The sequence below is a fragment of the Algoriphagus kandeliae genome (genome assembly GCF_004571135.1).
In the GTDB taxonomy this organism is placed as follows: Bacteria; Bacteroidota; Bacteroidia; order Cytophagales; family Cyclobacteriaceae; genus Algoriphagus; species Algoriphagus kandeliae.
The window spans coordinates 316,729-329,306 of the sequence record NZ_SPSB01000003.1 but is presented as its reverse complement, the minus strand read 5'-3'; the positions used below and the strand labels follow the sequence as shown (position 1 = coordinate 329,306).

The 12,578-nt window shown below is 42.1% G+C and carries 8 protein-coding genes; 2 read left to right on the top strand and 6 right to left on the bottom strand.

Annotated elements, in window-relative coordinates; genetic code table 11:
• Window position 1: 1 nt before the first annotated feature.
• Window positions 2-1,198 (top strand): acetate/propionate family kinase, encoded by a 1,197-nt coding sequence (locus E4S40_RS10075; RefSeq protein ID WP_135073624.1) that lies wholly within the window; start codon window positions 2-4, stop codon window positions 1,196-1,198.
• Window positions 1,199-1,206: 8 nt separating this feature from the next.
• Here E4S40_RS10075 and E4S40_RS10070 read toward each other — a convergent pair whose 3' ends face one another.
• From E4S40_RS10070 to E4S40_RS10045, 6 genes are all read right to left on the bottom strand, one after another.
• Window positions 1,207-1,746 (bottom strand): methylated-DNA--[protein]-cysteine S-methyltransferase, encoded by a 540-nt coding sequence (locus E4S40_RS10070; RefSeq protein WP_135073622.1) that lies wholly within the window; start codon window positions 1,744-1,746, stop codon window positions 1,207-1,209.
• Window positions 1,747-1,809: 63 nt separating this feature from the next.
• A complete protein-coding gene (locus E4S40_RS10065) occupies window positions 1,810-2,676 on the bottom strand; it encodes a cation diffusion facilitator family transporter (RefSeq protein WP_135073620.1) in 867 nt (288 codons plus the stop codon).
• 39 nt (window positions 2,677-2,715) lie between these two features.
• Window positions 2,716-4,023, bottom strand: coding sequence for an APC family permease (locus E4S40_RS10060; RefSeq protein WP_237563170.1), 1,308 nt, complete (start codon window positions 4,021-4,023; stop codon window positions 2,716-2,718).
• An 81-nt stretch (window positions 4,024-4,104) separates the two neighbouring features.
• Window positions 4,105-6,678, bottom strand: coding sequence for a cation-translocating P-type ATPase (locus tag E4S40_RS10055; protein WP_135073618.1), 2,574 nt, complete (start codon window positions 6,676-6,678; stop codon window positions 4,105-4,107).
• 69 nt (window positions 6,679-6,747) lie between these two features.
• Window positions 6,748-9,159 carry a TonB-dependent receptor gene (locus E4S40_RS10050; protein ID WP_202615358.1) on the bottom strand — a complete coding sequence of 804 codons (2,412 nt, stop codon included), beginning with the start codon at window positions 9,157-9,159 and terminating at the stop codon, window positions 6,748-6,750.
• 54 nt (window positions 9,160-9,213) lie between these two features.
• Window positions 9,214-9,735: a hypothetical protein gene (locus E4S40_RS10045; RefSeq protein ID WP_135073616.1), complete on the bottom strand. Its 522-nt coding sequence runs from the start codon at window positions 9,733-9,735 to the stop codon at window positions 9,214-9,216.
• 293 nt (window positions 9,736-10,028) lie between these two features.
• Between E4S40_RS10045 and E4S40_RS10040 the strand changes: the two genes are divergently transcribed.
• A complete protein-coding gene (locus tag E4S40_RS10040) occupies window positions 10,029-12,575 on the top strand; it encodes a DUF7133 domain-containing protein (RefSeq protein ID WP_237563169.1) in 2,547 nt (848 codons plus the stop codon).
• Window positions 12,576-12,578: the final 3 nt, after the last annotated feature.

Below are 12,578 nucleotides of genomic sequence, written 5' to 3'. Positions count from 1 at the left end.
TATGAATGTTTTTGTGATTAATTCAGGTAGTAGCTCCATCAAATACCAATTGATCAGCATGCCGGAAGAAAAAGTCATTTGCTCAGGAATGGTTGACCGAATCGGGCAGGAAGGTTCTCGAGTGGATTATCGTTCTTTTTTGAAAAGAGAACCTGTTGAATTTTCGGAAAAAATGCCGATTTCTGATCATTCCGCAGGATTGCAGGAAGTAGCAAAATTGCTGGTTGATCCTGAAGTTGGAGTAATTACCGATCCAAAGCAAGTGGAAGCAGTCGGGCATCGTGTAGTTCATGGTGGTGAAAAATTCGCAAGTACTCAACTTATTACAGAAGAAGTCAAAGCCAAAATTAAAGAACTGTTTCCTTTAGCGCCCTTGCATAATCCAGCTAATTATCTTGGTATTGAAGTGTCTGAGAAGATTTTTAGTAATGCAAAGCAGGTGGCGGTTTTTGATACGGCTTTTCATCAAACCCAGCCTCCGGTAGCTTTTCGAATGGCCATTCCCAATGAATTCTATGAAAAGCATGGGATTCGTGCTTATGGATTTCATGGAACGAGCCATAAATATGTTTCTGAACGAGCCCGAGAATATTTGGGAACCAAAGGAAAACGAATCGTCAGCATTCACTTAGGGAATGGCTGTAGTATGGCAGCGATTCAGGATGGAAAATCCATTGATACCAGTATGGGATTTGGTCCTATGAATGGGTTGGTGATGGGAACCCGCGTGGGAGATATCGATCAGTCTGTGATTTTCCATTTGGTTCAGGAGCTAGGTTATTCCTTGCAGGATGTATTTCAGATTCTCAATAAGAAAAGCGGCATGTTGGGATTGACCGGCTTTAGCGATATGCGGGATATTCAGAAGAAATACAATGCTGATGATCCTGAAGCTCGACTAGCTTATCATCTCTATGCCTATAAAATCAAAAAATACATCGGTTCCTTCGCAGCAGTTTTGAATGGCTTGGATGCGATCATTTTTACGGGAGGGGTTGGTGAAAATGACCGATTGACTCGTCAATTGGTTTGTGAAGAGATGAATTATCTGGGAATTGAATTGGATACTGAAAAGAATGCAGGACCTAAACAAGCTGTACAGGAAATTCAATCCGAGAGTTCACGGGTTAAATTGTTGGTCATTCCTACCAACGAAGAATTGGAAATTGCCAAGCAGAGCTTTTCATTATTGAATTAGAATAATGCTTAAAAGAATTTCAATTGGGCTTTGTCAGTTTGTATTTCAGCCTTCTCAAGTTTGAGTAGCCTCTTTTTGGCATCTAGACCTCCTGCATATCCTACAAGACTGCCATCCGAACCTATGATTCGGTGACAGGGAATCAGGATTGAAATGGCATTGGCACCATTGGCGGACGCTACAGCGCGGATGGCGTCTGGATTCCCTAAATCCTTCGAAAGCTGTAGGTAGGAGCGAGTTTCTCCAAAAGGAATTTCGGTCAACTTTTTCCAAACCTCTTTTTGAAAATCGGTACCAACCGGTAAAAGTGGAATATCAAATTGTGTAAGTTCCCCCTCAAAATAGGCTTCCAGTTGTCGGATGGTTTCTTTAACTACTTCAGTTTCTCCTTCTATAAATTCCGCATCCAAGCCTTTGCGAATTCGTTCATCGATGGAAGCACGCATTTTTCGGTATTTCCAGTCGCAAAGACAGATTTGATTGTCGAAACTACCCAAGATTAACTCTCCAGCAGGACTTTTATAGGAAGTGATATGGATCGAATTCATAGCTGGAAATTACCGGATTTAATTGGGTATTAGGTTTTTCTGTCACCCATTGTCAAAGAAACCCTAAAAAGGTTCGATATGAATCAGGATATGTCCTAATTCTGGTAGCTCCAACTTTAGCGTGTCTTTCAGGTCATGTGCGATATCATGGCCTTTCTTTACACTCAAATCTCCGTCCACACTGGCGTGGAGGTCCACATGATATTTCATTCCTGCTTTCCGAATGAAACACTTTTCGGTTCCCTTTATCCCGGGCACAGTGGAGGCTATTTTTCGGATTTCTTTGGTGAGTTCTTCATAATTGTTTTCATCCATGACCTCACCCAATGCTGGTCTGAAAATCAGGTAACAGTTGTAAAGGATAAAACCACTGGCGAAGAGGGCCGCGTAATCATCAGCTACTTCAAAACCTTCTCCGCCAATCACTGCAATCAAGATCCCGATAAATGCCGCCACCGAGGTAATTGCGTCACTTCGGTGGTGCCAAGCTTCGGCCTTGAGTGACGTGGAGTGCAATTTTTTGCTTCTTGATAAGACAATTTGATATGAAATTTCCTTCCAAAGAATAATTGCTCCCAAAATCCATAAGGTCCAATTTTCTGGAGCCGGATGTGGTTCTCGAATATTTTGGATGGCTTGAAAAGCAATGGTAGCAGCGGATAGAATCAGAAAACCAACCACCATAAAAGTGATAAGTGCTTCTGCCTTTCCATGCCCGTAGGGATGATTTTCATCGGCGGGACGTTGGGCATATTGTAATCCAAAAAGCACCAAAATACTGGAAAAAACATCCACTAAGGATTCAATGCCGTCAGCGATAAGCGCAAAGGAATTTCCAAAAAAGCCAGCTAAGAATTTGATCCCAGCAAGCAGAACATTACCTAGCATGCTGAAATAAACGGTTCGAATGGCCAGCTTACCTGTTGACATCAGGATTTTGTTTAGTAAGAAAAGCCGGGAAAGCTTTCCTTATTCTTGATTTTGTCTTTTCCCAATCCAATATAAGCCCGTTCCGATTCCTACAAAAATGGCAGTCATCCATACGGAGTTCCAACTCACCTGAAACATCAGCCAGAGGCAGGCAAGAATACCCAAAATTGGAATGGTGTAACCTCCTTTCAGGATAAAGCGATTGGGGGCTTTGAATTTTGGACGAAGGGCAGGAACGGCTGCACAAGTCATGATAAATAGGAAAAGTCTAGACAAAACGGTCATGGCAGCTAAAGCACGGAATGAACCCATAGCTGCAAGAATAAACGCTGCTATTCCAAAGAATAAAACTGAATTCGCCGGAGTCAGGAATTTATTATGGACTTGTCCAAACCAAGAGGGCAGGGAATTTTCTAGAGAAAGAGCATAGGTGACTCTTGTAGCAGAAAACATGGAACTGATCAGATTTGCAATCACGGATGTGGTTACTCCGATCATTAAAATATAGGCCCCAATTTCTCCAAAAAGGCTCGATGCTGCGTCCAAAAGAGGAGTATTGGAATCAGAAAGATTCGGTACAGCAGCCATGGTCACCAATTGGATGAGCATGTACAAAATCACTACGACAATTAATCCCAAGATTAATCCTAAGGGCATATCCCGTTCGGGTTTTTTGGCTTCTCCAGCTGGTACAATAGCTCCTTCAAATCCTACAAATGCATAGATCAACAAAAGCGCCGCCGCACCCAAATCTCCAGCCGGTGGAATTGGACTATCAAAACTTGGAAGAACAGAATCACCCAATAACAAAAATCCACCGAAGACTAAGCCGATTAAGACCCCAAACTTGATAATGGTGAAAAAAGTCATGGAGCGGATGGATTCACTGGAGCCCAAAATATTGATGATACTCAATCCCACAATTGTCAGAAAAACAGTCACTAATCTTCCTGCACCTTCTCCTGCAATAGGGAGAAAATAAGCAATGCTATCGGTAAGCAAAACAGTATTCGCCGCAAATGAAATCAGGCGTGCTAGGTAATAGAGCCATCCACCCTGAAAACCTACAAATCCTCCAAATGCTAAGGCTCCATACCTGATTGGGCCTCCTGTTCCGCGGAAATAACTTCCAATTTCTGCGAAACTTAAGATAACAGGAAGCATGAGCAAAGCACAAAAGGCATAAATCCAAACGCTGTATTCTCCGGCTAAAGCAGCTGCTCCTGAAGGCAATCCAAAAATTCCTGCTCCAATAAAGCCATTGACTACCAGCATCCAAACGCCCCATAGACCTAAGTTTCGGGGTAATTTTTCGAGTTTTTCTTCAGTAGAGAATGGTTTAGACACGGGAATAATTTTGGTTATCGAAAGGTGGAAGATAATTAGAATGAATTAAGAATCGAATGAAAAATTAGTAAGCGGATATCCTTAATGGGTAGGATTGGTTTGGTTTTTCTTTTTTCGGATGTTTTTAATCCATTTTTCAAATTCAACAGCATGGAACACTACTAATCCCATACCCACGCTGAAGATTAATTCGGGAAGATTCAAGGCTTCGGTATGAAAAACCCGATTAAAAAAAGGAAGATAAATAATTAGGATTTGTAAAATCAGGGTTCCGATAATGGAAAGTATCAAAGGAGTATTGGTGAAAATGCCAAGTTTGAATAGAGGGCTTCTATCACTTCTCACAGCCATGACATGTCCTAATTGAGAAAATGCTAGGACCGTAAATACCATGGTTTGCCAATGCCATCCTTGGCGTATCGCCCAATATTGAGTGAAAAGAGTGATTCCAGCCATGAGTATTCCAACCCAAAGGATGTGCAAGCCCAAGCCATCTGCAAAAAGACTTTGTTGGGGTGGTCTAGGGGGGCGCTGCATTATGTTTTTCTCGGCTTTTTCCTTTGCTAAGGCTAAGGCAGGAATTCCGTCAGTAACTAGGTTGATCCAAAGAATATGAATAGGAAGCAAAGGGATGGGAAGACCTAAAAACGGGGCCATGGTGATTGTCCAAATTTCTGCTCCATTACAGGTCATGATGTATTTGATAAACTTCCGGATATTATCAAAAATCCTTCTTCCTTCCCGAATGGCTCGTACGATCGTTGCAAAATTGTCATCCAACAAAATCATATGAGCGGCTTCCTTGCTGACATCAGTACCTGTGCCTCCCATGGCAATTCCTATGGTACTTGCCCGAAGGGAAGGAGCGTCATTTACCCCATCTCCTGTCATGGCGACAAATTGATTTTGTTGTTGGAGAATTCGGACAATTCGGAGTTTTTGATCCGGAGAAACCCGGGCGTATACCGTGATTTTCTCTACTTTTTTTGCAAAATCTTCATCAGTCATTTCCCGTAGTTCAGAACCACTTACTACTAAGTCCCCCTCTTCAAAAATACCCACTTCTTTTGCGATAGTCTTGGCAGTTGCCGGGTGATCACCGGTAATCATGACTGGCTGAATTCCAGCTGTTTTACATTCTTGGATTGCCTCTTTAACCTCTTCGCGTGGAGGATCTATCATTCCTATCAATCCCCAGAAAGTCAAGTCACTTTCAATTTTATCCCATTCAGATTTTGGTGGAAGTTGGTCTAAAACTTTTCCAGCAAAAGCTAAAACCCGTTCCCCTGCTTCAGCCCATTCCTGAGAGTCTTTTTTAATTTTTTGAACATTTTTCTTTTCCTTCAAAATGTCCAAAATGGATTCTGTGGCCCCTTTACAAATCACCAAAACCTGATCTCCGATTTGATGGAAAGTACTCATGAGCTTTCGATCAGAATCAAAAGGCACTTCTCCTATCCTAGGAAAGGTTTTTAAGATTTCTAGGTAGGAACTTTCTCCCAATTCCTTGATCAGATGCTGGGTTAATGCCAATTCTGTAGCTTCTCCCAATAGCTTTCCATCCTTCCCTACTTTGACATCATTATTCAAAGCCAGGGCTAAATGAAGATTATCATATCCAGGATAAACAGATTCATTCTCTTCCGAAAAGTGACGAACCACAGTCATCTGATTTTTGGTCAGGGTGCCTGTTTTATCGGTACAGATAAAAGTGATAGATCCCAAACTCTCTACGGCTGGTAGTTTCCGAATCAAAGCCTCCTTCTTGGCCATCCGAGCTGCACCCAAGGAAAGTGCAATGGTAATTAGGGCGGGTAAGGCTTCCGGAATGGCAGCGACGGCCAAACTCACGGAAATCATGAGCAATTGAAGTGGTTCTTCACCTCGTAGAATGCCCAGTCCAAAAATTATTAAACAGATTAGTAGAATCAGCAAGGAGATAGTTTTTCCAAACTTCTTCATTCTGACCTGTAGGGGAGTTTCAGGACTTCCCTCTTGAAGCAGGTCTGCGATTTTCCCGAATTGGGTCTCCATGCCGGTTTTCAAAACAATTCCTACACCTCGTCCATTGGTCTGGAAAGTACCCTTAAATAGATGCTGTTCTGAGTTGATGTCGGGAGATTCTAGCTTTTCTATAAAAGCCTTTTTATCTACGGGAACTGATTCGCCTGTTAAGGAAGATTCATCCATTTTGACAGCAGTTCCTTCCAAAAGCTGGATATCCGCTGGGATCATATTCCCTGCTTCACAAATAATAATGTCACCCGGAACCAACTCACTTGAATGGGTAATTTGGGTTTTTCCATCTCGTATTACCCTCGTGTGGGTTTCACTCATTTTTTTCAGGGCTTCCAAAGCTTTTTCAGCTCTGTACTCCTGAATGAAACCCATGATCGCATTCAGGATGACAATCACTAAGATGATGATGGTATCTGACCATTCTCCAATAATCCCTGCAATTAAAGATGCTGAGATGAGGATGGTGATCATAAAATCCTTGAACTGATCGAGAAAAAGTTGGAATGGAGTTTTCTTCTTTTTTTCCTTGAGGGTATTTGGGCCCACTTCCTCCAGGCGGCGTTTTGCCTCGGTTTCAGTCAGACCTGTGCTGATCAATGCTTCGAGTTCTGACTTGGAGTTAGGAAGTGAAATCATAAAAGTTTTGCTTCAATAGCTTAAAATAAAAAAGTCTGGGCTAAGATGCTCCAGACTTTTCAATTTGATTTAAAAACTTGCTCTTAATGAGAAAATAAAATTCCTTCCAGCTCCTGAAATCCCCGAACTGTAAGGCCTATACCTTTGGTCGGTGATGTTTTCAATCCCTGCATTCAATTGCAGAATATCAAGAATAGGATAGCTGACTTTTAGATTAAGGGTGTACCAAGCAGGCGAATAATTGTTCTCGTTTTCGTCTTTGGCATAGATTTCATCCTTTCCGCGCTCTTCTTGAGCCAAATTTTCAAAGCTTCTTTTACCCTGGAAATTGACATAAAGTTGTGCTCTTAGACGACTGGCCTGGTAATCCAATCGTGTCACCCCAAATAGAGGAGCAGCATGCCGGGAAGGGCTAGTACTTCCATCATCCAGTTCCTCTTTTCCCTCCTGGAAATTGATATCGGTGAAAAAAGAAAGGCTTTTTGTCAACTTAGCCTGCACCCCAATCTGAATTCCATACACTCGAGCTTCGGCTGCATTTTGGATAGCTTGGGCCTGACTCAATTCACCGGTGTAAAGAATACTATCTTGGCCATTCAATTGGAAATTTCTTCTCACCAAAGCATTTGCCAAATGGGTATAGAAACCTGTAATGTCCACCTTGAAAGCATCTCCCCAAAGTTTGGCAAGACTCAAATCTAGATTGGTGGCATATTCAGGTTTTAATTCCGGGTTGGGAACGGTAACAGCTCCCGGTTCTGAGTCAAACACTTTTCCAATATCATCCACATTGGGTGATCGAAAGGCGGTGCCTAAATTGGTGCTTAAAACCCAGGATTCCTTGGGACGATAAACGATTCCTACGCTTCCGGTAAGGTTTCCATTTCCCAAGCTAGCCTGCTCAAAAGGGAAAGGATAAAATCGGGTGTCAAATTGACTTTCAATTCCATACCAACTATAGCGTAACCCACTTTGAAGCGTAGCTTTTTCATGAATTTTGGATTCCAAATTCACATAAGCCCCAAAGGAATTCCAATCTGATTGGGGATAGCGGGCAGGTCCTTCCTCTTGTTCTCCAGTTTCGATATCTGTCGTAAAACCAGTGGAATTCACCTTGTTTTTCACCCATTCCAATCCATAGAAAAGGAATTTTTTCGGATTAAGGCTTTTGCTGAAGTCTAGGTTTGCAGAATAAGCAGTGACTTTTTCGATTTGGGTGTTTCGGATAGGATCATTCAGGCTTCGGTCGATTCGGCTTTCTTCAAAATTCTGAAGAGCAAGACTCAAATTCACCCGATCGTACAAAGCACCAGATTGATTATGGGTTATTTTCAGGTGATTCATCATCCATTTTTGAGGGCCATAGTTCCACTCTGCATAGCGAGGCAAGCCATTTCTGACGCGGTTATGCCGATCATACCGGCCATAGCTAGAAGTGGCAGAATAATGAAACCCGTAATTAAATTCCCAATGATCAGATGGCTGGAAACGGATTTTTTGCATGAAGTTTTTCTGCGAATAGCCAGAAGGAATCTGGATTAAGGCAGGGTCTTCCGAGGTTAAAATCACATCTTGTCCATTGATTCGCTCGACATAATTTCGCTTGATGTAATCCTCCGGACCATGGGAACCCTGTCGCAAGTCATCATAATCCCAGCTTGAGAAACTAGTAGCCAATGCCCATTTTTTCCAACCGATTTGGAGATTAGCGTGTCCTGTCTTTTCCTTGTTGGCACTGGAGTAGCGGGATACGATTGTTCCTTCGATCAGTGTCTCATCATCGAGAGAAAACCCAGGTTTGATGGTTTCAAAACTCATTACTCCTCCAATGGCATCACTCCCATAAATCACAGATGCAGGCCCTAGCAAAACTTCTGCATCACTGATGACAAAGGGATCCAAATTGATGACATTTTGAATATTTCCTCCTCGGAAAATTGCCGTATTCATTCGGACACCATCTACAGAATAAAGCAAGCGATTCGTGGCAAATCCCCGAATCATGGGGCTTCCTCCGCCTTGCTGACTTTTTTGAACGTAAACCTTGCCAGAAATCCCCAATAAGTCTGCTGCAGTTTGTGGGTTTTGAAATCGGACTTCTGATGGGGCAATAGTGACAATTTTCTGAGGAACATCATCACTGTTTTGCCTCCATTTATTCGCAGCAACTACCACCTCCCCGAGGTTGATATTGCTTTTTTCTAAATACAAAGTGGCGTCAGGTAAAGTGCTCAGTTGCTGAAAACTCAACCTTACCGTTTGGTAGCCATAGCTACTGATTTGTATTAGTTCTAAATCTGCAAAAGTGGAAAGGTCCAATTGCCCCTTTCCGTTTGCATATAATACCCTTCCTGTAGATGGATCATGAGCCACCACAGTAGGAATGGGTTCATTGCTTACTTGATCTTTCACTGAGATGGTTTGGCCTTTGGATACAAAAACCAAGACACAGCAAAGAACCCAAGTCATGATGTATTTCATGTTGATTGGGTTTGAAAATAAAAACCGATTTAAAAACAGAGAGAAATAAGGAAGTTAGATTCCCCTTGGTGGTGAAAAAAGTCGCCTGTGATCAGGGTTTTCCCAAATCGGATTTAGATTTTCTTGGAAAGCTACTTGCTTTGGATTGCTCCAAAAATTTATTGAAGACAAGTTTTCAAAAAAGAAAACGACATGAAAACTGTTTCGTTTTTGATGCTCAGAATGATTTTCTCGAGAGGACTCTTCATATTCCGACTCTCTTTTTTTTAGCTCACTTTCTTCTTGGTCATGCCAAACCAAGTACTCGATTTGGTCGCCTTTTTCCTTGATTTCGAGCACATCATACATTTCTCCTTGGTACTCAAATTCCCTTTCATGCTCCCAATCCAAAAGTGTTTGTGATTCTTCTTGAGTAAAAACCAAGGTTTTAATCCGCTTATCATTCGGGTTTCGATTGATGCGGCTTTCCATATTTTCCTTCAGTTGAAAAAATCGAAGCTCAAAAGCAGTCAATCCCAAGGTCATGGGACCTGCGATACTAAAAGCCAGCAATATGACGATGAGAAGGTGCTTCATAGAAACTTTGAATGCGAAAATGAGAATAATTCCCGCCTATACAAGTTCGGATTTTAATCTTGGAAAATTGTGATGATTGAAGGTAATAATGGTTTTTGGAAAGGGGAAAGTCAAAAAGATTTTGAATTTGTGCTATTCCTTTCTTGTTGAATTTGGTTTTGAAGGAGCTTGATGCATTTTTCATTTGGAAAGCCAACCGCTTACCAATATTTGTTTGGTATTGAGGGAAATATATTTCATTTTAGGAAAGAGAGTTTTCTTCTCTAGCCCAACTCAAAATAATCTCGTTAAACGTGAAAAACTTTCGGATATGGATGTTTTTTGGATTGTCTGTATTGGCATCCTGTGAAGAACCCGGACCCTTGCCCGAAACGCCCGATAGCCCCGTTCGCTCACCCGAAGAGGAACTATTGACTTTTCAGATTGATCAGGGTTTAGAAGTCCAATTGGTTGCTCAAGAACCCTTGGTAGAAAGTCCGGTCATTATCCAATTTGATCAATGGGGAAGGTTGTGGGTAGTCGAAATGCGGGGGTACATGAATGATATGGAGGGTAGTGAGGAACATCAGCGAGTAGGTCGAATTGCAATTTTGGAAGATCTAGATGGGGATGGAGAAATGGATCATAGGATCACCTATTTGGATAGCTTGGTCATGCCTCGAGCATTGGGGCTTTTTGGAAATGGAGCTTTAATAGCAGAGAATAATTCCCTGTGGATCACAGAAGATTTAGATGGAGATTGGGTTGCAGATCGTAAAGTATTGCTCGATTCTACTTATGCTGCCAATGGAATTCCCGAGCATTCAGATAATGGTTTTGTGAGAAATCTGGACAATTGGTATTACAGTGCCAAGTCCCGTCTTCGCTACAAATTGTTAGATGGAGAATGGATTAGAGATAGTACAGAATTTCGAGGTCAGTGGGGAATTTCTCAGGATGATCAGGGTCGACTAATTTATAATTACAATTGGTCCCAACTTCATGGAGATTTGGTTCCTCCAAATTCCATAGGTAGAAATGAATTCCATCAACCCAGCAGCGGTATTGACTATGGATTGACTATTGATAGACGGGTATATCCTATTCGCTCTAATCCTGCTGTGAACCGTGGTTATATCCCCGGGACATTGGATTCTGCCAAGAGGCTTTTGGAGTTTACATCAGCTAGTGCGCCAACTGTCTATCGAAGCTCTTTGCTTCCCAAAGAATATCATGGAAATATGTTCGTGATGGAGAATGCAGGAAATTTGATCAAGCGCAATGTGGTCACTGAAAATGGGTTTTATCTAGAAGCCAAAGATCCTAATCCCGGAAGGGAATTTATGGCATCAACCGATGAGCGCTTTCGGCCTGTTTTCGCTGCAGTTGGACCGGATGGAGGCCTGTACATCGCAGATATGTATCAGGGAATTGTGCAGCATGGTTCTTACATGACTGATTACTTGAAGGAACAGACTTTAAATCGAAAATTGGATTATCCCGGTCATATGGGTAGGATTTGGAGAATTGTTCCGAAAAGAACTTCTACCCGCTCTCCTGAAAAACTTGGCGAACTTTCTTTCGAAGAGTTGACTCCCTATTTAGACCACTCAGACGGTTGGCATCGAGATATGGCTCAACGACTTTTGGTTGAGTCTGCTCAAAAAAATCTTGCTCCCCAATTAGAAAATTTCATCTCCAATCAGGCCAAAACTGACTTGGGGAAGATTCACGCCTTGTGGACTTTGGAAGGGCTTCAGGCTTTAAGCCCTGAGTTTTTATTGGAGATTTTGGAAAAGGCTGATTATGGGGTGAAAACCCATGTCCTCCGTTTATTCGAGCCTTTTGCAAAAGAGGATTCTGAGATTGCCAAAGCTTTGGCGGAAGTTGTCCAAAAGTATTTAAATCAGAGCACTCCACGGTTTAAGTTGCAGGTCGCTTTAAGTTCTTATGTATTTGATTCCAGTGATCAGATGAAAATTCTGGTTTCGGTATTAAAGGGCTTTGGAGAAGATCCTGTCTTTCGGGATGCTATTCTCAGCAGTCTTCAAGGACAGGAATTGGAGTTTCTTTCCTATTTGAGAGACTCTGAGTGGAGTGAGAAGGAAAGTCAGGAAAAAGCAATTTTCTTGGAAATGCTGACTTCTGCCGTTGTTCAAGGAGGAGATTTGGAAGAAGTTCGGCAGCTCCTTTCACAGATTGAAAGTAGTTCACAACATTGGACATCATCAGCCATACTTTCTGGCTTGGCTACTCAAGGAGGCAATCTGGATAATTTGGGGAAATTCAGTTTAAGGGAGCGACCTATACTTTTTGGCGATAATAGTCCAATCTCTGATAATTCTGCTCTTGCGAGGGCAAAGAATCTCTTTAGATGGGAAGGTTTTTCCCCTGAAAAGAGCAAGGAAGGAGCTTTGGCTTTGGATGAAAATTCCCAGAAACTATTTACTGAAGGCAGACAAAAATACCTCGCTTCCTGCGCGGGATGTCATGGTGGAAATGGTGGAGGAGTAAATAGAATGGGACCACCATTGGACGGTTCGGAATGGGTAATTGGAGATGAAAGAAGATTAGCTCTAATTCTTTTGCATGGAATTGAAGGTCCGATTTCGGTAAAAGGTAAATTATATGATGCTCCTGAAATCTTACCAGTTATGCCATCCCATTCCACAATGGATGATCGAAGCATTGCGGCTATTTTGACCTACATTCGGAATGAATGGGGGAACCATGCGGGGCCTATTCCTCCAAGATTGGTGGGGGGTACCCGGCATACTTCGCAGGGAAGAGTGTATCCTTGGTCTGAAACGGAATTGAATGCGCATATAGCTAAATTGAATCAAACGGACTCTAACCCATAAAAT